The 25021-nt window shown below is 65.3% G+C and carries 23 protein-coding genes; 12 read left to right on the top strand and 11 right to left on the bottom strand.

Annotated elements, in window-relative coordinates; translation table 11 throughout:
- Positions 1–70 precede the first annotated feature (70 nt).
- Positions 71–2143, top strand: coding sequence for a 3-hydroxyacyl-CoA dehydrogenase NAD-binding domain-containing protein (locus C1D09_RS17740; RefSeq protein WP_143975536.1), 2073 nt, complete (start codon positions 71–73; stop codon positions 2141–2143).
- Between the two features lie 75 nt (positions 2144–2218).
- On the opposite strand, the gene C1D09_RS17735 is transcribed toward C1D09_RS17740, so the two are convergent.
- The 9 genes from C1D09_RS17735 to C1D09_RS17695 form a co-directional block, all read right to left on the bottom strand.
- Complete coding sequence (locus tag C1D09_RS17735) at positions 2219–3727, bottom strand: aldehyde dehydrogenase family protein (RefSeq protein ID WP_143975535.1); 1509 nt, start codon at positions 3725–3727, stop codon at positions 2219–2221.
- A gap of 160 nt (positions 3728–3887) precedes the next feature.
- Entirely contained in the window at positions 3888–4232 is a 345-nt protein-coding gene (locus tag C1D09_RS17730; protein WP_143975534.1) for a cupin domain-containing protein, read from the bottom strand.
- A gap of 22 nt (positions 4233–4254) precedes the next feature.
- Positions 4255–4596 (bottom strand): cupin domain-containing protein, encoded by a 342-nt coding sequence (locus tag C1D09_RS17725; protein ID WP_143975533.1) that lies wholly within the window; start codon positions 4594–4596, stop codon positions 4255–4257.
- A 23-nt stretch (positions 4597–4619) separates the two neighbouring features.
- Positions 4620–4970, bottom strand: coding sequence for a cupin domain-containing protein (locus C1D09_RS17720; RefSeq protein WP_143975532.1), 351 nt, complete (start codon positions 4968–4970; stop codon positions 4620–4622).
- Positions 4967–6241 (bottom strand): glycosyltransferase, encoded by a 1275-nt coding sequence (locus tag C1D09_RS17715; protein ID WP_143975531.1) that lies wholly within the window; start codon positions 6239–6241, stop codon positions 4967–4969. The genes C1D09_RS17720 and C1D09_RS17715 overlap by 4 nt, the downstream gene beginning before the upstream one ends.
- A 10-nt stretch (positions 6242–6251) precedes the next feature.
- Positions 6252–7325 carry an ABC transporter ATP-binding protein gene (locus tag C1D09_RS17710; RefSeq protein WP_143975530.1) on the bottom strand — a complete coding sequence of 358 codons (1074 nt, stop codon included), beginning with the start codon at positions 7323–7325 and terminating at the stop codon, positions 6252–6254.
- Positions 7322–8116, bottom strand: a complete 795-nt coding sequence (locus C1D09_RS17705; protein ID WP_143975529.1) for an ABC transporter permease — start codon at positions 8114–8116, stop codon at positions 7322–7324. Before C1D09_RS17705 ends, C1D09_RS17710 begins: the two co-directional genes overlap by 4 nt.
- Complete coding sequence (locus C1D09_RS17700; RefSeq protein WP_143975528.1) at positions 8109–8951, bottom strand: ABC transporter permease; 843 nt, start codon at positions 8949–8951, stop codon at positions 8109–8111. Before C1D09_RS17700 ends, C1D09_RS17705 begins: the two co-directional genes overlap by 8 nt.
- Positions 8952–9043: 92 nt before the next feature.
- Positions 9044–10108, bottom strand: coding sequence for a polyamine ABC transporter substrate-binding protein (locus tag C1D09_RS17695; RefSeq protein WP_143975527.1), 1065 nt, complete (start codon positions 10106–10108; stop codon positions 9044–9046).
- A 236-nt stretch (positions 10109–10344) separates the two neighbouring features.
- Here C1D09_RS17695 and C1D09_RS17690 point away from each other — a divergent pair, with 236 nt between their 5' ends.
- Genes C1D09_RS17690 through C1D09_RS17675 form a run of 4 tightly spaced genes read left to right on the top strand, consistent with a single transcriptional unit; the run spans position 10345 to position 15257 of the window.
- Positions 10345–11283: a GntR family transcriptional regulator gene (locus C1D09_RS17690; RefSeq protein WP_143975526.1), complete on the top strand. Its 939-nt coding sequence runs from the start codon at positions 10345–10347 to the stop codon at positions 11281–11283.
- 10 nt (positions 11284–11293) lie between these two features.
- Positions 11294–12577 (top strand): glycosyltransferase, encoded by a 1284-nt coding sequence (locus tag C1D09_RS17685; protein ID WP_143975525.1) that lies wholly within the window; start codon positions 11294–11296, stop codon positions 12575–12577.
- A 5-nt stretch (positions 12578–12582) separates the two neighbouring features.
- Positions 12583–13956: a glutamine synthetase family protein gene (locus C1D09_RS17680; RefSeq protein WP_143975524.1), complete on the top strand. Its 1374-nt coding sequence runs from the start codon at positions 12583–12585 to the stop codon at positions 13954–13956.
- Positions 13957–13958: 2 nt separating this feature from the next.
- Complete coding sequence (locus C1D09_RS17675; RefSeq protein WP_167514661.1) at positions 13959–15257, top strand: NAD(P)/FAD-dependent oxidoreductase; 1299 nt, start codon at positions 13959–13961, stop codon at positions 15255–15257.
- 16 nt (positions 15258–15273) lie between these two features.
- Here the strand turns inward: C1D09_RS17675 and C1D09_RS17670 are convergent, their stop codons facing one another.
- Positions 15274–16044, bottom strand: coding sequence for an IclR family transcriptional regulator (locus C1D09_RS17670; RefSeq protein ID WP_143975523.1), 771 nt, complete (start codon positions 16042–16044; stop codon positions 15274–15276).
- Between the two features lie 114 nt (positions 16045–16158).
- On the opposite strand from C1D09_RS17670, the gene C1D09_RS17665 reads away from it, so the two are divergent.
- The 7 genes from C1D09_RS17665 (at position 16159) to C1D09_RS17635 (ending at position 23983) form a co-directional block, all read left to right on the top strand.
- Entirely contained in the window at positions 16159–17016 is an 858-nt protein-coding gene (locus C1D09_RS17665) for a CoA transferase subunit A (RefSeq protein WP_143975522.1), read from the top strand.
- A complete protein-coding gene (locus C1D09_RS17660; RefSeq protein ID WP_143975521.1) occupies positions 17013–17810 on the top strand; it encodes a CoA-transferase subunit beta in 798 nt (265 codons plus the stop codon). The genes C1D09_RS17665 and C1D09_RS17660 overlap by 4 nt, the downstream gene beginning before the upstream one ends.
- 1 nt (position 17811) lies before the next feature.
- On the top strand, positions 17812–19017 hold the full coding sequence (pcaF, locus tag C1D09_RS17655) for a 3-oxoadipyl-CoA thiolase (RefSeq protein WP_143975553.1): 1206 nt from the start codon (positions 17812–17814) through the stop codon (positions 19015–19017).
- A gap of 154 nt (positions 19018–19171) precedes the next feature.
- Positions 19172–20203, top strand: a complete 1032-nt coding sequence (locus C1D09_RS17650; RefSeq protein ID WP_143975520.1) for a BMP family protein — start codon at positions 19172–19174, stop codon at positions 20201–20203.
- 293 nt (positions 20204–20496) lie between these two features.
- On the top strand, positions 20497–21987 hold the full coding sequence (locus tag C1D09_RS17645; protein WP_143975552.1) for an ABC transporter ATP-binding protein: 1491 nt from the start codon (positions 20497–20499) through the stop codon (positions 21985–21987).
- On the top strand, positions 21987–23042 hold the full coding sequence (locus C1D09_RS17640; RefSeq protein ID WP_143975519.1) for an ABC transporter permease: 1056 nt from the start codon (positions 21987–21989) through the stop codon (positions 23040–23042). The genes C1D09_RS17645 and C1D09_RS17640 overlap by 1 nt, the downstream gene beginning before the upstream one ends.
- Positions 23039–23983: an ABC transporter permease gene (locus C1D09_RS17635; protein ID WP_143975518.1), complete on the top strand. Its 945-nt coding sequence runs from the start codon at positions 23039–23041 to the stop codon at positions 23981–23983. Before C1D09_RS17640 ends, C1D09_RS17635 begins: the two co-directional genes overlap by 4 nt.
- Before the next feature lie 74 nt (positions 23984–24057).
- Here the strand turns inward: C1D09_RS17635 and C1D09_RS17630 are convergent, their stop codons facing one another.
- Positions 24058–24825, bottom strand: coding sequence for an SDR family NAD(P)-dependent oxidoreductase (locus C1D09_RS17630; protein ID WP_143975517.1), 768 nt, complete (start codon positions 24823–24825; stop codon positions 24058–24060).
- Between the last annotated feature and the right edge of the window lie 196 nt (positions 24826–25021).

The raw sequence follows: 25021 nt of genomic DNA, 5'->3' as shown, positions 1-25021 counted from the left end.
GCGGGTTCCCATTCGCGGCCCGGCCTAGTAAACCCTTCCGCGATCTCAACCGGTCCCGGGAGGGCTCTGCTTGTCCAATTCCGTCAGCGTCGTGAACGAGAATGGCGTCGCCATCGTCACCATCGACAACCCGCCGGTCAACGCGCTGAGTTTCCATGTCCGCGCGCCGCTGATGCGGGCGCTTGTCGACTTGCGCGATGACGCTTCGGTCACGGCAATCGTGATTGCCTGCGCCGGACGGACCTTTGTCGCCGGCGCCGACATCACCGAATTCGGCAAGCCGGTGCAGCAGCCCGATCTGCGCGCCATCGTCGCGATGCTGGAGACCATCGTCAAACCGACGGTTGCCGCCATCCACGGCACCGCGCTCGGCGGCGGGCTGGAACTGGCGCTCGGCTGTCATTTCCGCGTCGCCGATGCCGGCGCCAAGCTCGGCCTGCCGGAAGTGAAGCTCGGCCTGCTGCCAGGTGGTGGCGGCACGGTGCGGCTGCCGCGTCTTGTCGGCGCGGTGAAGGCGTTGAGGATGATCGTTTCCGGGACGCCGGTCGGCGCGAATGAAGCGCATGAAGCCGGTCTGGTCGATGCCGTTTTCGAGGGCGATCCGACAACTCATGCCGTGAACTTCGCCCGGGAAATCGCCCGCAAGGGTGGTCCCTTCACGCCGGTGCGCGATCGCAATGACAGTCTGGGGGAAACCGATCTGGCGGCTTTCGATGCCGAGGCGGCGGACCTCGCCAGGAAAGCCCGCGGGCTGGAAGCACCGGTCGCCTGCGCGCAAGCCGTGCGCAACGCCGTCACACGACCTTTCGACGAGGCGCTGGCGGCGGAGCGCGCATTGTTCATGAAACTGGTCGCCAGCGACCAGTCGCGGGCGCAGCGCCATCTGTTCTTCGCCGAACGTGAGGCGGCAAAGCTTCCCGGAAAGGACACGCCCAAGCGCAGGATCGCCCGCGTCGGCGTGATCGGCGCCGGCACGATGGGCGGCGGCATCGCCATGGCCTTCGCCGGTGGCGGCTTTCCGGTCACCTTGCTGGAAACCAGCGCCGAAGCGCTGCAGCGCGGGCTGGGCACGATCGAGAAGAACTATGCCGTTTCCGTTTCGCGCGGTTCCCTGAGCGAAGACGCCAAGCGTCAGCGGCTCGCCCAGTTCAAGGGCTCGACCGACTATGCCGATCTCGCCGATTGCGACCTGATCATCGAGGCGGTGTTCGAGGACATGGCGGTGAAGAAGGCGGTATTCGGTAAGCTGGATGCTATCGCCAAGCCGGGCGCCATCCTCGCCACCAACACCTCCTATCTCGACATCAATGAGATCGCCGGCTCGATCGCGCGGCCGCAGGATGTGCTCGGCCTGCATTTCTTCTCGCCGGCCAATGTCATGAAGCTCCTGGAGATCGTGCGGGCCGACAAGACCGCGCCGGATGCGCTGGCGACCGTGGTCGATCTCGCGCGGCGGATCGGCAAGGTGGCGGTCGTCGTCGGCGTCTGCCATGGCTTTGTCGGCAACCGCATGCTGGCCGCGCGCGGCTCCGAATCGGAAGCGCTGCTGCTGGAGGGCGCGACACCGAGCCAGATCGACAAGGCCTTCACCGATTTCGGCTGGCCGATGGGGCCGTTCCAGATGGGGGATCTCGCCGGCCTCGACATTGGCTGGCGCAACCGCAAGGCGCGCGGCCTGACGGCCGTCATCGCTGACGCGCTGTGCGAGCAGGGGCGTTTCGGGCAGAAGACCGGCCGGGGTTTCTATCGCTACGAGGCCGGCGCCCGGGCAGGCGTTCCAGATCCGGAGGTCGAGGCGCTGATCCGCGGAAAGGCCGCCGAGCGGGGTATCACGCCGCGTGCGATCAATGCCGAAGAGATCATCGAGCGCACGCTCTATCCCCTGGTCAATGAGGGGGCGAAAATCCTCGAAGAGAAGATCGCGGCCCGTGCCTCCGACATCGATGTCGTCTGGGCCAATGGCTACGGTTTTCCCATCGGCAAGGGTGGCCCGATGTTCTGGGCCGGTCTCGAAGGAGCGGCAAGGATCATCGAGCGGCTCGACCACTGGCACCAGCGGACCGGCAAGGAGGTGTTCAAGCCGGCCCCGCTGCTGAAGCGGATGGCGGAGACAGGCTCCTGGGAAGCCGAGGCGACCGGCTGACCAGATGACCGCTGACCGCGGTTGCGATCATCGAATCCGGGGTCGAGCCTCGCGGTGTCACCGCGCGGCATTCCCTCACACGTGCTTGCGGCCGCCGGCGTCGCGGAACCAGCTCTCGGGGTAGGGATACCACCAGTCCTGGATCGCCGGCTTGTGGTCGATGATGACCATCTTGGAACGGCGGAAGGCATCAAGCCCCTGGCGTCCCAGTTCGCGGCCGAGACCCGACGCCTTCCAGCCGCCGAAGGGCAGGGCGTCATTGTCGATCAGCGGGTTGTTGACCCAGACCATGCCGGCCTCGAGCCGTTCGGCCGCCTCATGCGCTTCGGCGAGATCGGTGGTGAACACCGAGGCGCCGAGCCCGAAGGGGCTATCATTGGCGAGCCGGATCGCCTCGTCGAAATCCTTCACCCGGCAGATGGCGGCGACCGGCCCAAAACACTCCTCGCGCACGATCGCCATGTCGGGGGTGACGCCGGTCAGGATCGTCGGTTCGTAGAACCAGCCGGTGTTGTGCGACGGTGGGACGCGCCCGCCGGTGACGGCCCTGGCGCCATGGGCAATGGCGTCGTCGACAAGACGCATGACCTTGGCTCGAGCCGCTTCGCTGACCAGCGGACCGATCTCGGTCTTGTCCATGCCGTTGCCGATGCGCAGCGCACGCGTCCTCTCGGCAAACAATTCGACGAAGCGGTCATGCACGGCATCGACGACGAAGAAGCGCTCGGCCGAAGTGCAGACCTGACCGCTGAGGTGGAAGGCAGCGGTGACGCTGCCGGCCGCTGCGACCTCGAGCGGCGCGTGTTGGCTGATGATCAGCGGATCGCTGCCGCCGGCCTCGATGACGCAAGGCTTCATGCGTTCGGCGCACGCGACGGCAACCGCCTTGCCGGCGGCGACCGAGCCGGTGAAGGCGACGGCGTGCGTGCGGTCGGACGTGATGAGTGCCTGGGCGGTCGCGGCGCCGCCCGGCAGGCAGGAGACCAGGCCTGCCGGCAGCGAGCGGAATACAGTCATGTAGTCCAGTGTCGACAGCGTCGTCGCCTCAGCCGGCTTGACGATGCAGGCATTGCCCGCGGCAAGCGATGCCGCGACGGTCCAGCACATCAGCAGGATCGGAAAATTGTAGGGCATGATGTGGACGGAGACGCCATAGGGTTCGTAGCGCGCATATTGGAACGAGCCGGCCTGCGTCGTGCCGGCGATCTTGCCGGCGTCGTCGCGCGCCATCTCGGCATAGTAGCGGAAGATCGGCGCGCAATTGGCGATCTCGCCGATGGCTTCCGGATAGGGCTTGCCCATCTCGCGCACCATGAGCTCGGCGCAGCGGGTGAAGTCGGCCGCCTCGATGGCATTGGCAACGGCATGCAGGTGTTTCGCCCGGCTCTTGGCATCGAGCTTTTTCCAGGCGGCTTGAGCCGCGGTCGCCGCAGTGAGCACGGCGTCGATCTCGCCGTCGCTGGCCGCGGCGATGGCGCCGACCGTCTCCAGCGTGGCCGGGTCGATCACCGCTTTGCTTGCACCGGCCATCGGCCGGTAGTCCGGATTGACGAAGAAGGTCGGCCGGTCAGGGGAGAAATGCATCTTGTCCTCCTCCACGTATGGAGCCTTTTTGCGAATTCGCCCTGCCGAGGCAGATGGCGTGGTTTCGAGAATCGGAGCGCAGCGGACATTTTGGTCCGTGAGCACCGGAAGCGCAGAAAGCCGCGTCAGGTGTCCGGCAGAGAAGAGCTATCAGAAAGGCTCAGCGGATCATGTAGACCTTCTTGATGGTCTCGTGGACGGTGCAGACGCCTTTCCAGTCCTGCGGAAAGAAGGCCGCCGTATCCGGCTCGATTTCGATCACTTCGCCCGATTCGTGCACATAGGTGCAGCGGCCTTCGAGGAAGTGGCAGAACTCGTCGCGGGTGACGTGGCAGTGCCATTTGCCGGGGGTGCAGACCCACAGGCCGCATTCGGAACGGCCTTCCGGCCCCTTGTGGAACAGCTTGCCCGAGGTGTGGGACTCACCCTCGATCATCGTCGGGATGACGCCCCAGTCGACGAGGTCGGTGACGGCGAGCGGCGATTGCATGATGGGCGTGGTCATATCGATTTCCTTGAAATGGTGCTCACCGGCACATGAAGGCCTTGGTCAGCGTTTGCGTGATGATGGAGATGCCGGTCCAGCCGGCGGGAAAGAACACCAGCGTGCCCGCCTCGACCGGAATCTGTTCGCCGTTGTCATGGACATAGCTGCCGTGACCCGACAGGAAATGGCAGAACTCGTCGGTCTGGAAGGTGACCTTGCGGGTGCCCGGCGTGCACGACCACAGGCCGCATTCGCTCGATCCGTCCGGGTTCTGCGACAGTATCTTGCCGGAGGCGCGCGGCGCGCCGGCAAGCGTGTTGCTGCCCGCGCCCCAATCCTCCAGGTCCACGCTCGAGGCCTGTGGCCAGTGCGGTGTCGCCATCTCTTGCTCCCTGTGTCGCGACGTCAGGCCAGCATGTAGACGTTGCGCATGGTCTCGTGCACCGTGCATTCGCCCGTCCAGCCGGCGGGGAACATGACCACGGTCCCGGCCGACACTTCTATCACTTCGCCGACATCCGAGCGGTAGGTCGCTTGGCCGGCGACGAAATGGCACAATTCATCGCGCGGGATCGAGAGGCGCCACCTGCCCGGCGTGCAGACCCAGATGCCCGATTCCGGCTGGTTGTTCGGGCCCTTGTGCACCAGCCTGCCGGTGGAGTGCGACGCGCCGTCCAATGCGTTGGGCTGGGTGCCCCAGTCGACGAGATCGGTGCGGGTGGAGGCCTGGTGGAGGTGCGGAGCGGAGGAGGTCACAGCAGCGCCTCCAGCAAGCCGGCAGCCTTCTCCGGACCATTCTGCGCGTGCATCTGTGCCGATGTCTGCGCCAGCTTCGCCTTCATCCTGGGATCGGTCAGGCAGGTCTCGATCTTCGCGACCAGCTCGGCATCGCTCCAGTCGTAGCGCGGCATGCCGAATCCATGCCCGGTCTCCTCGACGCGGGTGGCGTTGTCGTGACCGTCCCAGACATAGGGCATGATGATCGCCGGTTTGCCGAAATAGAGGCACTCGGTGAACGAGTTGTTGCCGCCATGGTGGATCACCGCATCGACCTGCGGGATCACCGAAGGCTGCGGGAACCAGCCCTCGACGATGACGTTGCCGGGCACGTCGGTGTACTGGTCCTTGTAGCCGCCGACATTGACCAGCGCGCGGTAGCGGGTCTTGCCCAGCGTGGCGATGATGCGCTTCAGCAACTCGACATCGCCGGCGCCAAGGCTGCCGAAGGAAACGTAGAGCAGCGGTCCGTCATTGTTCGTCGCGAAGGTCGGCACCGCATAGGGCTTCTCCTGCCGCACGCAGCCTTCGAGATACTGGAATTTCGCCGGGTCGAGCGGATGACGGCGCTTGAACTTCGCCGCTTCGGGATAGAGCAGCAGATTGAGATAGGGCGATGCCTCGAAAAACTGGCCGACCGGGTAGGCCGCCTCGTTGTTGGCCTTCAGGAAGGCGTTGAAGTCGTCATGGATCGGCTTGATCACCGTGTTGAAATGGTCGCGGTAGCGCTGGTGGCCGGCATGGTCGTTCTCGCCGCATCCGGAGAGGTGTGGCGGGATGTCCTCGTCCTCGATCTCGTTTTCCGAGCAGGAGATGACGCGCACCCATGGCTTGCCGAACTGTTTGATCGCCGGGAACAAGATGACGTTGTCGACGCAGATGACGTCGGGCTTGATGGCGGCCAGCACATCCGGCAGATCCTTTTGCGCCCATTTGGCGCTGTCGACGATCGCGGTCCAGCAATCCTTGACGTAATTATCGACCTGGTCGTAGGGCGATTTGCGGAAGTTCGGGATGTGGCCGTTGATGAAATCCTCCCAGAATTTCGCCATCTGCTCGGGCGGCATCGGCTCGGACAGGTTCACCGGGTGCGCCTCGAAACCGTAGCCCCTGTAAACCTCGACGAAGCCGGGATCGGACAGGAACACGGCCCTGTGGCCACGCGCCTCGACGGCTTGCGCGATGCCCACGGAATTGAGCGCCGGGCCGTAGGCGGCTTCCGGAAAAAAGGCGATCGTCTTCTGCGCCATCAAGCTTCTCCTATTCTGCGAAAATTCTGACATCGGCGGCGTCCCAGCCGAGTTCGACCTGGTCGCCCGACGACACCGGCCGGCGGTCCGCCGCATCCGCGGTGACGCGCACCAGGAACGGTTTTGGCGACAGCGGCGTGCGGACGTGCAGCTGCAGGTCGAGCCCGTGATAGGCCAGCGCCTCGACCGCGCCGGTCGTGCGGTTGGCGGTCTCGACCGATGGGAAAAGCCGGATGCGCTCGGGCCGCACCGATGCCACAGCTCCGGCGCCGGAGGAAAGCGCGGCGGGAACCTTGCCGGCGACCAGAGCACCATTCACGGCGACCACGCCATCGGCTGACGCCTTGCCCGGGATAAAATTCATCACGCCGATGAAGTCGGCGACGAAGCGGTCGGCGGGATGCTCGTAGACAGCATGCGGCGTGTCGCATTGCAGCAGCCTGCCGTCTTTCAACACGGCCATGCGATCGGCCATGACGAGCGATTCCTCCTGGTCATGGGTGACGATGACGAAGGTGATCCCGACCTCGTGCTGCAGGCGCTTCAATTCCAGTTGCATGGCGCCGCGCAGCTTCTTGTCGAGCGCGGCGAGCGGCTCGTCGAGCAGCAGCAGCCTTGGCCGCTTGACCAGCGCGCGGGCGAGCGCGACGCGCTGTTTCTGGCCGCCCGACAATTGCTCCGGCTTACGGTCGGCGAAGGGAACGAGCTCGGTGGTCGCCAGGATGGCGTCGACGCGGGAACGGATTTCCTTGGCCGGCAAGCGCTCCATCTCCAGCCCATAGGAGACATTGGCGCGCACGCTCATATGCGGGAACAGCGCGTAGGACTGGAACATCAGATTGACCGGTCGCTTGTTGGGCGGGGTCCTGGCGATGTCCTTGCCGTCGAGCAGGATACGGCCGTCGCTCGGCGTCTCGAAGCCGGCGAGCATGCGCAAGAGCGTGGTCTTGCCGCAGCCGGAGGGGCCCAGCAGCGCGAAGAATTCGTTCTCGCGGATGTCCAGCGAGATGCCGTCGACGGCGGTGACGCGGCCGAAATTCTTCGACACATGATCGATGGCCAACAGCGTGCGCGGTTCGCTCATTGGCCGATCATTCCCCTGTTAAGCCGCTGCGACAGGGTCAGCGCGGTGATGCTTACGGCCATGACGATGGTCGCCAGCGCGTTGATCTCCGGGGTGATGCCGAAGCGGATCATGGCGTAGATCTGCATAGGCAGCGTGGTCGAGGCACGGCCGGCGCCCGCGGTGAAGAAGGCGATGATGAACTCGTCGACCGACAGCGTGAAGGCGAGCAGCGCGCCGGCGATCACCGCCGGCGCGATGACCGGCAAGGTCACGCGCCGGAAAGTGGTCGGCGCGGAGGCGCCGAGATCGGCGGATGCCTCGATGATCGACCAGTCGAAGCTCTTCAGCCGGGCGCGCACCACCGAGCAGACGAAGGCCAGGTTGAAGACGACATGGGCGAGGATGATGGTGTGCAGGCCCATGGTCAGGTTGAGCATGGAGAAGAAGGAGAGCAGCGCGATCGCCAGCACGATGTCTGGAATGATCATCGGCGCGAAGATCAGGGCTTCCAGTCCCTTGCCATATTGCCGGCGCATCTCGACGCCGATCGCCAGCAGCGTGCCGAGCAAGGTGGCGATGGCGGTGGAGACCAGCGCCACGATCAGCGTGTTGAGCGCGGCGGACAGGATCGCGGAATTGTTGGCCAGCGAGGCGTACCATTTCAGCGAGAAGCCCGACCATGCGGTCGGCAGCCCGCCTTCGTTGAAGGAGAGCGCCACCAGTACGGCGATCGGGATGTAGAGGAAGGCAAAGACCAAGCTTAGCACAAGCCACAGCGTGCGCCGCGTCGCAGGGGAGCGCTCAGCCATCGGTGCCTCCTCCGGCTTGCGCCGCACGCCCCGCGGCGCGGTCGGCGGCGAGTGCCTGCGCCATCAACACCAAAAGCATGATGGCGATCAGCGCCATCGCCAAGGCGGCGCCGAAGGGCCAGTCATTGGCGGTGAGGAACTGGTCGTAGACGAGATTGCCGATCATCTGGAAGCGACCGCCGCCGAGCAGCGCCGGAGTGACGAAATTGCCGATCGACAGCACGAAGACGAAGACCGCGCCGGCGGCGATGCCGGGCACGGTCAGCGGCAGGATGACACGGCGGAAGGTGGTGGCGGCCGAAGCACCGAGATCGCGCGAGGCTTCGGCGAGTTCAGGGTTGAGCCGCGACAGCGGCGCGTAGCAGGCGAGGATGACGAAGGGCAGATAATTGTAGACGAGGCCGGCGATGACCGCGCCCTCGGTGTAGAGCATCGATGGCGGTTCGCCGGTATAGCCGAGCCAGCGCAAGAGTTGCGTGATCAGGCCTTCGCGGTTGAGCAGCACGATCCAGGCATAGGTGCGGATCAGATAGTTGGACCAGAACGGCAGCACGGCAAAGAACAGGAACACTGGCTGCCAGCGGCGCGGGGCAGCGGAGATGGCGTAGGCCGCGGCATAGCCGATCACCACCGCGATCAGCGTGGCGGTGCCGGCGATGCGCGCGGACTCCAGAAAAATGCCGGCGTAGAGCGGGTCGAAGACCAGCCCGAAATTCTCCAGCGTGAAGGTGTAGTCGATGCCGCCATAGATGCCGCGCCGGAAGAAGGCGAGCGCCAGCACCAGCGCGCACGGCACCACCATCAGCGCGGTCAACCAGACCAGCGCCGGGGCCATCAACAGGGAGGAGCGAAGTCGGGTCTGGGACAATTTCAAGGTACCGCTCAGGCCGGCAGCCAAAACACTGCCGGCCGTGATATCCGTGCCGCCTACTGCGCGGCCTTGATCTCGCTGACGATCTTGGAATAATCGCGCTGGGCTTCGCCGACATCGCGCAGCTGCTCGAACTTGACGAGATCGGCCACCGGCATCGCCATGTTGGGGAACTTCGCCAGGAAATCGGCAGGCAGGCTTTCCATCGCCGGCTTGTTCGGCACCTTGTAGTCGATGTTCTGCGCCGCCCAGGCGTGGTTCTTGGCGTCGAGCATGAAGTTGATGAATTTGAAGGCGTCTTCCTTGTGCTCGGAGGCCTTCATCACCACCATCGTGTCGACCCAGAGGTCCGAACCTTCCCTCGGAATGACGTATTTGATCTCGGGTTTCTCGGCGATGCCGTAATTGCACCAGCCGTCCCAGGCCTGCACCATCAGCGCCTCGCCGGAAACCAGTTTGGAATAGAAGGTGGTGTCGTCATAGGCGAGCAGGGTCTTCTTGGCCGAGATCAAGAGGTCCTTGACTTCGGCCATCTTGACCGGATCGGTCTCGTTTACGGAAAAGCCCTTGTCGAGCTGCCCGGCCGCCAGCAGCCAGCGGTCGGTCGCCAGCATGGTGGTCTTGCCCTTCAGCGCGTCTGAAGGGGCGAGCAGGTCGCTCCAGCTCGTCGGAGCCGTCTTGACCAGGTCCGAGCGGTAGCAGAGGCCGGTCGTGCCCCAGGTGTAGGGCACGGAGAACGAGTTGCCGACATCGTGCGGCAGTTTGGTCGCTTCCGGATAGAGGTTGGCGAGATTGGGGATCTTGGCGTGGTCCATCGGCTCGGTCAGGCCGAGCTTGTTCAGCACCTCGGCGAAGGGCGAAGAGACGAACACCACGTCATAGCCCTTGCCGCCGGCGGCGATCAGCTTGCCCATGATCTCTTCATTGGTGGCGTGCACCACCACTTCGCCGGAGACGCCGGTAGCGGTCTTGAAGGCGGCCATGGCGTCGGGCGCCATATAGCCGTCCCAGTTGGAGATGACGAGATCGGCCGCGATCGCCGGCGCCGACAGCGCCAGGGCAAGGCCGAGAGCGATTGAAGAGACCTTGAGCGCACGGCGCCGCGGGCTGGTAGCGGTCATGGCAGACTCCCATTCCGGTTGATCGTCGAATTCTGTGCTGGACCGAGCGCGGCCGGTGCCGCTGCTTTTCGATCCTGTTCCCTCGGTCTTTTTATCGCCGACTGCCCTGACAGTACTATTGCAGAAAAAAGTACGTCAATCCATAATTTGCCAAGCGACCGAGGAATCTGGCCGATTGCGCTTGTGCCGGCGATCGGCCAAACCAATGCGGTCATATCCGTCCGCCGAGACAAGTCATGCAAGCCGCAGCCCGACGACCTCGCACCAACCATCTCGACCTGGCTCAGCGCATCCTGGACGTGGCGCGCCAGCGCGGCTTCGAGCCCGGCGCGCGCCTGCCCGAACAGCAGATCGCCTCGCTGTGCAATGTTTCGCGTACGCCGGTGCGGGCGGCACTCAGCCTGCTCGCGGAACGAGGCGTCGTGCGCTGGGAGGCCGATACCGGCTACCACCTGGCGGTCGACCTCGCCGCGCAGCCGGCCATTGCCGCCGAGCTTCCCAGCGCTGAGGAGGACGAGCTGGCCGAGGCGATCCTGCGCGACCGCTCGGCGCGGCGGCTGGACCAGACGGTGACCGCCGCCGCGCTGATGCGACGCTACGGCGCTGATCGCAAGACGGTACTAAAGGCGCTTAATAAACTGACTGAAGAGAATCTGCTGGACCGCGCGCCCGGTCAATCCTGGCTTTTCCGGCGCACGCCCGACGATCCCGAGGCGCAGGGCGAAAGCTATGAGTTCCGCTTGCTGCTCGAGCCGGCGGCGATCCTGATGCCGGGCTTCCGGCTGGACGGCGCGCGGGCGGCAGCGTTGCGCCAGGGCATGGACGCTCTGTCGGCGCTGCCGGATACCGCCTTCGACACGCGTGAGTTCCAGCGGCTGGACATGGATTTCCACGGCATGATCGCCGAGGGCTCAGCCAACCGCTTTATCGCCGACGCGCTGGCCGATCATCTCCGCCTGCGCCGGCTGCCGGGCATCTATGCCGGGGTCAACGTCTTCCGGCTGCGGCAATCCTTGCTGGAACACCTGAACATACTCGACCATCTTGAAAGCCGGCAGTATGAGGTGGCTGCCGATCTGCTTCGCATCCACCTGCGGCTCTCCCGCAGCCAGCGACCGCAAGCGGCCAGTCGCGGGGCGCCCGCCCTGTTCGGCATGATCAGCCGGCCGGAATGAAGAGGATTAATTGACGCGCAAAGCCAGCCCGACCATCGCGCTGTTTCCCGAAGCGAGCTTCGGCGCCGCGTTGAATTGCGTCGGCATCGCGCAGGCCTTGCGGGCGCGGGGCGCTCGGCCCGTCTTCATCTGCCATGCCGGTTTCTCCGGTGTCTTTGCCGACTATGGTTTCCAGGAATACCAGTTGCCGACCGACGAGCCGCTGAGCGACAGCGAGCGCCAGAGCTACTGGCAGGCCTTCGTGCGCCGGCACTTGCCGCATTTCAGGCTCAGCCCGATCGACCAGCTCGAAACCTATGTCGCGCCGACCTGGCAGGCGATCGTCGACACGGCAGTCAATGCCGAGGCGCCGCTGCGGCAATTGCTGGCGCGGCTGAAGCCAGACGCCGTGGTGCTCGACAATGTCATCATGTTCCCGGCGATCGCCGCCGCCGGCTGCCCCTGGGTGCGCGTCGTCTCCTGCGCCGAGACCGAACTCCCTGACGCCGAAGTGCCGCCTTACCTTTCCGGGATGGCTGCTGACGATCCGCAACGTGCGGCGTTCGAGGCGCGTTATCTGTCGGCCTCGGCGCCGGCGCATGACCGCTTCAACCGCTTTCGCGCCGATGCCGGCCTGGCGCCATTGCCGAAGGGCCTGTTCCTGGAAAGCTCGCCCGACCTCAACCTGCTGCTGACGCCGGCGATCGTGCGGCGCGAGCGGGCCGAGCCGCTCGATCCCGCCCGCTTCGTCTATCTCGAAGGCTGCGTGCGCTCGGAAGGGCCGTTTGAGGTGCCGGTGTTTCCGCGCAACAAGGGGCCGCTGGTCTATGTCGCCTTCGGCAGTCTCGGCGCGATGGATGTCGGGCTGATCGAGCGCATGCTTGCCGTCTTCGACAGGCTGCCGGCGCGCTTCATCGTCAATGTCGGCGGCCTGCGCGACGCCTATCGCGCGGTGCCGGACAATGTCTATCTCGACGCCTGGTTTCCGCAGCCCTCCGTGGTGGCGAAGTCGGACCTGTTCATCCATCACGGCGGCAACAACAGTTTTTGCGAGGCGCTGCGCTTCGGCGTGCCGTCGCTGATCATGCCCTATTGCTGGGACGGACATGACAATGCGCGCCGCGCCGAAGAGACCGGCACCGGCGACCATATCGGCCGTGACGGCTGGACCGAAGGAGTATTGGAGAGAGCCATTCTCGGCCTGCTGGCCGACGACGCCATGCGCGCCCGTCTGAGGGACAATGCGGCCCAGATGGCGCTGAAACCCGGAACGGACGTGGCCGCGCAAGCCATACTCTCTCTGATACGGACTTGAACGACATGCTTGACAAGAACATGAACATCGCGACCAACGATCCAAGGGCCTGGCTGGCACAGCACGGTATCAAGGAGGTCGAATGCCTTGTACCCGACATGAACGGAGTGCTGCGCGGCAAGGCGTTGCCGACGGCCAAATTCCTCAAGGCGGTGGAAGACCGTGCGCTCTATCTGCCGAGCAGCGCTTTCCTGGTCAGCATCGACGGCCGCTACTCCGGCTCGATCGACGAAGGTTTTGCCTATTCGGACCCGGACATGCGCATGGTGCCCGATGTTTCGACGCTTTGCCTGGCGCCGGGCGCGGGCGCCGGCAAAGCCTATGTCTTCGCCGACGCATTCCACATGGACGGCCGGCCATGGATGGCCTCGCCGCGCCATGTGCTGCGCGCCGTGCTTGATCTCTACCGCCAGCGTGGCTGGCGGGCGGTGGTGGCGCCGGAAGTCGAGTTCTATCTGACCGCGCCCAACCCAGATCCGGACAGACCGCTGACCGCGCCGGTCGGGGCCAATGGCCGCGCCGAAGGCGTGCAGCATCCCTATGACATGGTGGCACTGGAAGAATTCGAGCCGGTGATCCGGCGCGTCTATGACCATGCCGCGGCCGCCGGCCTGCCGCTCGACACGCTGATCCATGAATCGGGCACGGCGCAGCTGGAGATCAATCTCCTGCATGGCGACGCGCTGCCGCTGGCCGACCAGGTGCTTTTGTTCAAGCGGCTGACGCGTCAGGCCGCGCAGCAATGCGGCATGCACGCCACCTTCATGGCCAAGCCGATCGCCGCCCAGGCGGGCAGTTCGATGCATCTGCACATGTCTGTCATCGACGAGAAGACGGGCGCTGCGCTGTTTGCGGACAGCGACGATGCCGACACCGAGATGTTCGGTCATTTCATCGGCGGCCTGCAGACATATGTTCCGGAGATCATGCCGCTGTTCGCGCCGAACGTGAATTCGTTCCGCCGCATAAGGCCCAACCACAGCGCGCCGGCTAACATCGAGTGGTCGCACGACAACCGATCCTGCGGCCTGCGCGTGCCGGCAGGTGGCCGTTTGGCGCGCCGGGTGGAGAACCGTCTGCCCGGCGCCGATGCCAATCCCTATCTCGCGATCGCTGGTTCGCTGCTTGCCGGCTATCTCGGCGTCGAGCAAAAGCTGGCGCGCTCGGCCGAGGCATCGGGCAATGCCTACAAGATCAAGAGCACGCTGCCGAAAACCATGGAGGAGGCGCTCGACCGCTTCACCGCCTGCGAGCCGGTGCGTAAACTGCTCGGCGAGGATTTCTTCCAGACCTATCTGCGCGTGAAGAGCGTCGAGCTCGACCTGTTCCAGAGCGTGGTGACGAGTTGGGAACGCGATCACCTGCTGCTGAAGGTGTGATCATGGCATCTTCGACGGGCTTCAATTCCGGTCTCGATATCGGCAAATCCTACTATGTCGCCACCGCCAATCCAGCGCCGGACCATCCCGCGCTTGCCGGCGATATCGAAGCCGACCTGGTCGTCGTCGGCGGCGGCTGCACCGGCCTGTCGGCCGCCCTTCACGCCGCCGAGCGCGGCCTGAAGGTGGTGCTGCTCGAAGGCGGCAAGATCGGCTGGGGCGCATCGGGGCGCAATGGCGGCCAGATGATCCCCGGCCTGCGCAAGGGCGCCAAGGGGCTGGTCAAGCTCTACGGTCCGGAACGGGCCAAGGTGCTGTTCGACCTTGCTTTCGAGGCGCGCGGCCTGGTGCTCGACATCATCGAGCGCCACGCCATCGATTGCGATCTCAGGCTCACCGGCCATCTGGTCGGCGCGGTCAACGGCTCCGATCTCAAGGATCTGGAAGAGGAGGCAAAGTGCCTCGACAGCGTGATGAAGTTCCGCGATGTCGAGGTCCTGTCGGCGGCGGACGCGCGCGCCAAGGTCGACACGCCATATCATGGTGCGATGTATGAACCGCTTGGCGGCCACATGCACCCGCTCAACTACACGCTCGGCCTTGCCCGCGCGGCGGCGGCGGCGGGCGTCACCATCCACGAGAATTCGGTGGCGATGAAACTGGAGCGCGAGCCTTCGATCCGGGTCTCGACATCGAAGGGTTCGGTACGCGCAAAGCATGTCGTGCTGGCGGGCGATGCGCTGCTCAACGGGCTGGAGCCGCGCGTCAACAGCCGCATCATGCCGGTCGGCAACTACATCGTCGCCACCGAGCCGCTGGAAGGCAAGCGCAACGTCATCCCGGCCAATGTCGCGGTGTCCGACACGCGCTTCGTCGTCAACTATTACCGCATGTCGGCGGATGGCCGCCTGCTGTTCGGCGGCGGCGAGCGCTACACGCCGTCGCCGCCGGCCGACATTGCCGGCTTCGTGCGGCCGCATATGGAAGCGACGTTTCCGCAGCTCAAGGGTTGCCGGATCGATCATGCCTGGGGCGGGCTGGTGTCGGTGACGACGTCGCGGCTGCCGCATGTCGGGCACTATGGCGAGGTCTATTTCGCGCATGGCTATTCCGGCAAGGGCGTCATCCTGTCGACGCTGTCGGGCAAGCTGCTGGCGGAAGCCATCACCGGCGATGCCTCGCGGCTCGACCTGTTCTCGACGCTGGCGCCGCTGCCGTTCCCGGGCGGCACGGCGCTGCGCGGGCCGCTCTATGTGCTGGGCATGCTTTGGTACGCGATGCGGGATCGCATCAAGCATTGAGACGGGCCGACGCGGCCTAAACGACGAAGAAATCCTCGATGCGCTCTCTGGCTCCAAGCAGCGCCGGCAGGATTTCCCGCTCCATCTCGGCGACCGTGAACCGCGCCGATTGCGTCGAGACATTGATCGCCGCGACCGTGCTTCCAGCGCGGTCGCGTATCGGCACGGCGATGGAGCGCAAGCCGAGTTCCAGCTCCTCGTCGACGATGGCAAAGCCGTCGGCCTTCGCCTTGCCGATGGCCTGGGCCAGCAGCCCGATGTCCGTGATCGTCTTCGGCGTCCGTCTCTCGACGGTCGCCTGGTGCAGAAATTTGTCGAGTTCCTCCGGCGCCAGGCCGGCGAGCAGCATGCGCCCCATCGAAGTGCAATAGGCGGGCAGCCGGGTGCCGACATCGAGCGATACGCTGAGGATGCGGCGGCCCGGAATGCGGGCGACATAGACGACATCCTGGCCCGACAGGATCGCCGCGGAGCAGGCTTCGTTCAGCTGCGCAGCGACCCCGCGCATGATCGGCGCGGCGAAGCTCCAGAGCGAGCCGCCGCCCAGCCATGTGCGGGCAACGGCCAGCAGGCGCGGCGACAGCGAGAATACACGGCCGTCCTGCGTGGCATAGCCCGATGCGACAAGCGTCAGCAGGAAACGGCGGGCGCCGGCACGGGTCAGGCCGGCTTGCTCGGCCATTTCCGTCAGCGTCATGCCCGACGGGTGGCGGGCGAGGATTTCCATGACGGTGAGGCCGCGCTGCAGCGAGCCGACATGATCTCGGGAAGCAGCATCTTCGTCCATCTCACCACCTCCGCCAATCGCCGCCGGGATTGACTCCATGACCTAACTCGGCGTAGAAAGTTTCGCATACAAAACATAAGTTCGCAATACGAACTTTTGGACCGGGAGTCGACGATGGTCAAGTTCCTGCCGCTCAAACAGGCCGTGGCCGAGAATTTGAACGATGGCGATTCCGTCGCCTTTGAAGGCTTCACCCACCTGATCCCGACGGCCGCCGCGCATGAGGCGATCCGCCAGGGGTTTCGCGACCTGACCCTGATCCGCATGACGCCGGACCTGATCTACGACCAGATGATCGGCATGGGCATGGCGAAGAAGATCATCTTCTCCTATGTCGGCAATCCCGGCGTCGGCCTCTTGCGGCGCGCGCGCGATTCCATCGAGAACGGTTTTCCCCGGGCGATCGAGGTCGAAGAGCACAGCCATGCCGGCATGGCAAATGCCTACGAGGCGGGCGCGGCCGGCCTGCCCTGCGCGGTGTTCCGCGGCTATCGCGGCGCCGGGCTGGCGACAGTCAATCCCAACATCAAGTCGGTCACTTGTCCATTCACCGGCGAGGTGCTGGCGGCCGTTCCCTCGATCCGGCCCGACGTCACCTTCATCCATGCGCAGAAGGCCGACAGGAAAGGCAATGTGCTGGTCGAGGGCATCATCGGCATCCAGAAGGAGGCCGTGCTGGCGGCCAGGCGCGCGGTGGTAACGGTGGAGGAGGTGGTCGACAATTTCGACGATCTGCACCCCAATCTGACCGTGCTGCCGCGCTGGACGATCGCGGCGATCTCCGTGGTGCCCGGCGGTTCGCACCCGTCCTATGCGCATGGCTATTATGCACGCGACAACGCCGCCTATCTCGAATGGGACGAGATCGCCGCCGACCGCGACAAGTTCCAGGCTTGGATGCAGGCAAATGTCATCGAAAAGAGCGCCGACGATTTCGCCGGCCGCGTCGAGCATCTGAGGAAAGCGGCATGAGCGGCAATCCGGGCTTCACCCCCAACGAAATGATGACCATCGCCGCCAGCCGCGCGCTGCGGAATGACGATGTCTGCTTCGTCGGCATCGGCGCGCCGTCCGCAGCCTGCAACGTGGCGCGGCTGACGCATGCCCCCGACATCACCTTGATCTACGAGAGCGGCACGATCGGCACGGCGCCTGACGTGCTGCCGCTGTCGATCGGCGACGGCGAATTGTGCGAGACCGCCGTCACCACCGTCGCGGTGCCGGAAATGTTCCGCTACTGGCTGCAAGGCGGCCGCATCTCGATCGGATTCCTCGGTGCGGCACAGCTCGACAAGTTCGGCAACATCAACACAACGGTCATCGGCGACTATTTCCATCCCAAGACCAGGCTGCCTGGCGGCGGCGGCGCGCCCGAGATCGCGACCTCGTCGAAGGAGATCTACATCACCATGGCGCAGACCAAGCGCGGCATGGTCGAGAAGATCGACTTCTTCACCTCCTTCGGCCATGGCGAGGGCGGCGATCACCGAAAGCGGCTTGGGATCGACACCGCCGGGCCGACGCTGCTGATCACCGATCTCGCCATCTGGAAGCCGGATCCGATGACCAAGGAATTCACAGTGGTGTCGCTGCATCCCGGTGTCACGCGCCAGCAGGTGCAGGAGAGCTGTGGCTGGGTGGTTAAGTTCGCCGAGGCGCTTGACGAGACCCCGGCGCCAAGCGAACTCGAACTCAAGACATTGCGCGACCTGCAGGCCCGCACCAAGGCGGCGCATGAGGGAAACGGAAAAGCAAAGGCTGCATGACATGGCCGAGGCCTATATCTGCGACTACATCCGCACGCCGATCGGCCGCTTCGGCGGGTCGCTGTCCTCGGTGCGGTCAGACGACCTCGGAGCTGTTCCGCTGAAGGCGCTTGTCGAGCGCAATGCCGGCATCGACTGGCAGGCGATGGACGACGTCGTCTATGGTTGCGCCAACCAGGCCGGCGAGGACAACCGCAACGTGGCGCGCATGGCGCTGCTGCTGGCCGGCCTGCCTAAGGAAATCCCGGGTTCGACCGTCAACCGCCTGTGCGGCTCGGGCATGGATGCGCTGACCATCGCCGCGCGTACCATCAAGGCCGGCGAGGCGGAATTGATGATCGCCGGCGGTGTGGAATCGATGAGCCGGGCGCCCTTCGTGATGCCGAAGGCTGACACTGCCTTTTCGCGCAATGCCGAGATCTACGACACCACCATCGGCTGGCGCTTCATCAACCCGCTGATGAAGAAGCAGTATGGCGTCGATTCGATGCCGGAGACGGGCGAAAACGTGGCAGAAGAATTCGCCGTCACCCGCGCGGCCCAGGACGCCTTTGCCGTGCGCAGCCAGGACAAGGCCGTCGCGGCGCAGGCCAATGGAAGGCTGGCCAAGGAAATCACTGAAGTGACAATCCCGCAGCGCAAGGGCGATGCGGTTGTCGTGTCGAAAGACGAACATCCCCGCGCCGGCACCACGGTCGAGTCGCTGGCCAAGCTGCCGACACCGTTCCGCCAAGGCGGCACGGTGACCGCCGGCAATGCCTCCGGCGTCAATGACGGAGCGGCGGCGCTGATCGTCGCCTCGGAGGCGGCGGTCAAGAAATACGGCCTGACGCCGATAGCCCGCATCCTTGGCGGGGCCGCCGCCGGTGTCGCGCCGCGCATCATGGGCATCGGCCCGGCGCCGGCGACGCTGAAGCTCTGCGCGCGGCTTGGCCTGACGCCGCAACAGTTCGATGTCATCGAGCTCAACGAGGCCTTTGCCTCGCAAGGTATCGCCGTGCTGCGACAGCTCGGCATCGCCGAGGACGCCGAGCACGTCAACCCGAATGGCGGCGCCATCGCGCTCGGCCATCCGCTGGGCATGTCGGGCGCACGCATCTCCGGCACGGCGGCCCTTGAACTGCGCGAGCGCGGCGCCCGCTATGGCCTGGCGACGATGTGCATCGGCGTCGGCCAGGGCATCGCCATCGCGCTCGAACGGGCCTGACCGCCGTCTTCCGTTTGGCCAGCGAGAACCGGGGCTGGATTCGGCGCGCCGCCAAATTTGACCATGTGGACAAAAGTCCGGACCCGTTCCATAGTTCCCCGTCTGATTTTTAGAACGGCCGGCTCGACACGGCTGTCAAACAGAGGGGACTGCAATGGAAAACCGGAAGAACAGATTTTCGTCGACACGCGAAGGGATTTCGCGGCGCAATGTGCTGGAACTCGGCGCACTTGGCCTGGCAGTGGCGATGTTGCCGGGCGCGGCCTTCGCCAAGGACAAGAAACTGAAGGTCGCGGCGATCTTCGCCACGCCGATCGAGGAGCCCTGGGACAACCAGATCCATTTCGCCTTGCAGAAGGCGGAGAAGGAACTCGGCATCGAGTACAAATGGTCCGAGAAAGTGCAGACCGCCGACTTCAGCCGCGTCATGCGCGAATATGCGCAAGGCGGCTACCAGCTGGTGCTGGGCGACGCCTTCGCCGCCGAGCGTGAATCGCGCCGCACCGCAAAACAGTTCCCGAAGACCGCCTGGCTGTTCGGCTCCGGCGCCGGTCCGGCGGAACCCAATTTCGGCGTCTTCGACAACTGGATCCATGAGCCCGCCTATCTCTCGGGCATGATTGCCGGCAAGATGTCGAAGTCGGGTACGGTCGGCGCCGTCGCGGCGATGGGCATTCCGGAAGTGAACCGGCTGGTCAACGCTTTCTTTGCCGGCGCCAAGGAGGTCAACCCGAACGTCAAGAAGAAGGTCGCCTTCATCGGTTCCTTCTTCGATCCGCCGAAGGCCAAGGAAGCCGCGGTGGCGCAGATCGATGCCGGCGTCGACGTCATCTATGCCGAGCGCTTTGGCGTCATCGAGGCGGCGGTCGAGAAGAAGATCCTCGCCATCTCCAACATGTCGGACCAGTCGAGCCTCGGCCCCGATACGGTCATCACCGGCCCGGTGTGGGACATGTATCCGACGGTCGAACAGGCGATCAAACTGGTCAAGGCCGGCGTCTACACCGCGCAGGACTATGGCGATTTCTCGCGCATGGCCAAGGGCGGGTCGTATCTCGCGCCCTACCACAAGTTCGACAAGACGCTGCCGGCCGAGGTCAAGGATCTGGTCGAGAAGAAGAAGGCGGAGATCCTCGAAGGCAATTTCCGGGTGGACGTCGACGAGAACACGCCGGTTTCGGACTAGGCTTGCTTACCCTCCCCTGGTGGGGGGTGAGCAGCCGGTTCGCCGCAGGCGAATTCATCGTGCCGGTGGCACGATGAAAGGCCAGCGAACGCCGGGACGCTGCGAAGCAGCGGGGACCCGGTGGTCTTAGCGCCCGGCCCTTCGCAGGCTCAGAGCGTTCGTAGTTCGAAAAGCCAGGCAGTTGGCTTTTCGCGGCCTTCAGCCACCGCTCCTCACCCCAACAAGGGGGAGGTGAGGAGCCGCTCCAACGCCACCAGGATCCTGCCTTGTCGACGCCAGCCCCACTCATCGAAATGCGCGGCATCACCAAGAGCTTCGGCGCCGTCAAGGCGAACGAGGCTGTCGACCTCAGCGTCGCGCCCGGTGAAATCCTCGGACTGCTGGGCGAGAACGGCGCCGGCAAGACGACGCTGATGAATGTGCTGTTCGGCGCCTATGCGCCGGATGCCGGGGAAATCCTCATCCAGGGTGCGCCCGTGCGGATCACCAGTTCGGCCGATGCGCTGGCCGCCGGCATCGGCATGGTGCACCAGCATTTTCACCTGGCGCCTCGGCTGACAGTGCTGGAGAACCTTTTGATAGGCCTTCCCGGCAAGGGCGGGCGGATCGACCGCGCCGGCGGGTTGGCGCGGCTGGCCGAAATCGGCCGCCAGCATGGACTGGCGCTCGATCCCGACCTGCCGGTCTCGGCGCTGTCGGTCGGCGAACAGCAGCGGCTCGAGATCGTCAAGGCGCTGTTTCGCGGTGCCAGGCTTCTGATCCTTGACGAGCCGACGGCGGTGCTGGCGCCGAGCGAGGTCGAGGGGCTGTTTTCGGCGCTGCGCTCGATGGCGGCACAAGGGCTGGGTATCATCTTCATCTCGCACAAGCTCAACGAGGTGCGGGCGCTCACCCATCGCTGCACGGTGCTGCGGCATGGCCGCGTCGCCGGCCGTGTCGACGATCCGGCCAACACGACATCCGCCGCCATGGCGCAACTGATGTGCGGCCACGAGATCGTGCCGCCGGCAAGAGGGCCGTCGACGCCCGGGGCCGATGTACTGACATTGGACGGCATTTCCACCTCAAAGCATGTAGGCACGGCGCTGCGCGAAGTCTCCCTTACCGTTCGTGCCGGCGAGATTCTCGGCATTGCCGGCGTGTCGGGCAACGGCCAGCGGGCACTCGCCGAAGTGATTTCCGGCATGCGCGCGCCCGATACCGGTCGGATGACGATCGCCGGCCAGACGGTCTCCCGATTCTCGCCGCGCGAGGTGCAGGCGCTTGGCCTTGGCCGCATCCCGGAAGACCGCATGACCACGGGCCTGGTCACCAATTTGCCGCTTGCCGATTCGATGGTGCTGCCCCGCATCGGCTCGGAGGCGTTCAGCAGCAAGGGCCTGCTCAAGCCGGATGCGATCCGCGCCTTCGCCGAAGAACAGATCAGAGCCTATGATATCAGATGCCCTGGGCCGATGACCCGGGCCGGGGCGCTGTCCGGCGGCAATCTGCAGAAGGCGCTCTTGGCGCGCGAGCTTGCCTTCGACCCGAAGGTTCTGATCGTCTCGCAGCCGACACGCGGCCTCGACATCGGGGCTGCTCGCTTCATCCACGAAAAGTTCCTCGACATGCGCGCCAAGGGCTGCGGCATCATCGTCATCGGCGAGGATCTGGAAGAACTGCTGGTGCTCTGCGACCGCATCGCGGTGATGTATGAGGGCCGCATCGTCGGCACGCTCGACAGCACTGACGCGACGATCGCGCGGCTCGGCCTGCTGATGACCGGGGCGGAGGGCCGCGGCTGATGTTTCGCCTGGAAGTCCGGACGTCAACGCCTGCCTGGCTCAACCTTGCGCTGCCGCTGCTGGCGGTCGCGGCGACGCTTGTCCTGTGCAGCGGCCTGATCGCACTGGCCGGCGCCGGCGTTGTGGAATCCTACGGCGTGATGTTCACGGCCTCGCTCGGTGACAGCTACGCCATCACCGAAACGCTGGTGCGCGCCGCACCGATGATCTTCACCGGGCTGGCGGTCGCCGTCGCCTTCCGCGCCAAGTTCTGGAACATCGGCGCCGAGGGCCAGTTGCTGGCCGGTGCCGTTGCCAGCTGCCTTGTCGGCGCCATCCCGATGCCGGGAGCGCTCGCCATGCTGTTGATGGCAATTGTCGGCGCCGCCGCCGGTGGCGCGGTCGCGTTGGTGCCTGCGACGCTCAGGGTCAAATTCAAGGTCGACGATGTCGTCAGCTCGCTGCTGCTCAACTCGGTCATCTACTACGCGCTGATGGCGCTGATCGAAGGGCCGTGGAAGGACAGCTTCAGCGGCTATCCGATCTCGCCGCCAATCGAGGATTCGGCCAATTTCCCGGTGCTGATCGAAGGCACGCGCCTGCATCTCGGCGTCATCGTGGCGCTGATCGCGGCACCTCTGATCTGGTTCCTCATCGCGCGCACGACGCTCGGCTTCCGCATCAGGGTCACCGGCGAGAACCCGGAAGCCGCCCGCTATGGCGGCATTCCTGTCGAGCGGGTGCTGATCTCGACCGCCCTCATGTCCGGTGCGCTCGCCGGGCTCGCCGGCGTCGGCGAGGTCGGCGGCGTGCATTTCCAGGTGATGAGCGACATCTCGCCGGGCTACGGCTATTCCGGCATCGTCGTCGCCATGCTGGCACGACTCAATCCGCTGGGCGTGGTGCCGGCGGCGATCTTCCTCGCCGCCGTGATGACCGGCGCCGAGGCGATGTCGCGCGCGACAGGCGTGCCGGCCTTCCTCAGCGACGTCATCCAGGGCACCGCTTTGCTCGCCATGCTGGTGGCGCTGCTGTTCACCGCCTATCGCATTCGTCGCGTCGGAGCCGCCTCATGAGTGCGGTGTTCGAACAGATCTTCCAGGTTGGCTTCCTGGCCGCCATCATCCGCATCGCCACGCCGCTGGCCTTCGCCACGCTCGGCGAAATGTTCTCCGAGCGCGCCGGTGTGCTCAATCTCGGCATCGAAGGCATCATGCTGCTCTGCGCGATGACCGGCTTCACCGCCACCAGCCTCAGCGGCAGCCTGTGGCTCGGCGTCCTGGTGGCGGTGCTGACCGGGATGCTGATGGGTGCGCTGCATGCGCTGTTCACGGTGGCGCTGGGCCTGAGCCAGCATGTCTGCGGCATCGGCGTGACCTTGTTCTCGTCGGGCCTTGCCTATTTCCTCTACCGGCTGATCTTCGGCCAGCAATCGGTGCCGCCCGCCATCAAGGGTTTTCAGACGCTGCCGATCCCGGTCCTGTCTGACATTCCGGTGCTCGGGCCGGCAGTTTTCAACCAGTTCGCACTGGTCTACGTGGCAATCATCGCCATACCCGTCGCTGCCTTCGTGCTTTACCGTACGCCCTGGGGTCTGTCGGTGCGCATGGTCGGCGAGAACCCGCGCGCCGCGGATTCGGCCGGCGTCAGCGTCATTGCCACCCGCTTCCAGGCCGTCATCCTCGGCGGTGCCCTGATGGGACTGGCCGGCGCCTTCCTGTCGATGGCGCAGTTCAACGCCTTCACCTTCGGTGTCGTCTCGGGGCGCGGCTGGGTGGCGATCGCGCTGGTCGTGTTCGGCCGCTGGGATCCCTGGCGCTCGGCGGGGGCGGCGCTGCTGTTCGCCTTCGTCGATGCGCTGCAGCTGCGCATGCAGGCGAGCGGGCTCGGCCACATCCCCTATGAAGCGTTCCTGATGCTGCCCTTCATCTTCACCATCGTCGCCATGGCCGTGATGTCACGCAACGCGGTGGCGCCATCGGCGCTGCTCAAGCCGTTTCGAAGGGAAGAGCGGTAGGCGAGTGGGACTCGGTGCCCTTTCCTGTCCCCCGATCGACGGGAGAGCAAGGCGCCAAGCCATCCTGGAAAGCCTCACACCGCCGTGAAACCATTGTCGACGAACAGATGCGCGCCGTTGACAAAGCTGGACTCGTCGCTGGCAAGGTAAAGCGCGGCCTTCGCCACCTCCTCCGGCTCGCCGATGCGGCCCTGCTGTGCCGCCAATGCGGCGTCGGAGACATCGACGCCGAGCCTGCCGAGGTCGGCGACCTCGCGCAGGCCGTGCGGTGTCCTGATAAAGCCGGGGCAGACGGCGTTGCAGCGGATGTTACGGTCGCGGAACTCCACCGCAATGGCGCGCGCGAACATGTGGCAGGCTCCCTTGGTGGTGTCGTAGAGCACCTCCATTGGTGTGGCCGCCACCGCCGAGATCGACGAGGTGCAGACGATCGAGCCGCCGCCCGCCGCGATCATGCCGGGCAGGACGGCGCGCGTCATCAGGAACATCGAACGCACATTGACGGCATGCAGCCAGTCCCACTCCTGCACGGTCGTCTCCAGGAAGGGCTTTATCACGATGGTGCCGGCGTGATTGAACAGCACCGTGACCGGGCCGAGTTTTTCGGTCGCGCCCTTCACCGCCGCCTGAACCTGCGCCTCGTCGGATACGTCGGCGACAAAATGCTCGGCTACATGGCCGCGTGCGCGGATTGCCGCCGCGGTGGCAGCGGCCGCCTCGCCATTTCGGTCGATGATCGCCACCTTGGCGCCTTCGGCCGCGAACAACTCGGAAGCCGCGCCGCCCATTCCCGTCGCACCGCCCGAAATGATGGCAACCTTGCCGGCCAGTCTTTCGCCCATTTTTGCTCCCCTTTTCGACCCAGTTGGCGTTTGCTTGTCGGGCGATGCTACCGCGCCCACGCAAGGCGGCCAATGGACCAATTGAGTGCATCGGGAAGAAGGCCATAGGTCCATTGGGGCGCGTGTGGAGCGCCGCTCATGCCCTGCCGATCAATCGCGCTGGCAAGGGATCCCAGCAATTCATTACCAACTTCAC

This window comes from Mesorhizobium intechi (assembly GCF_002879535.1).
GTDB lineage: Bacteria > Pseudomonadota > Alphaproteobacteria > Rhizobiales > Rhizobiaceae > Mesorhizobium > Mesorhizobium intechi.
Note: the sequence above shows the minus strand (reverse complement) of the source record. Positions and strands in the feature narration are given on the sequence as shown.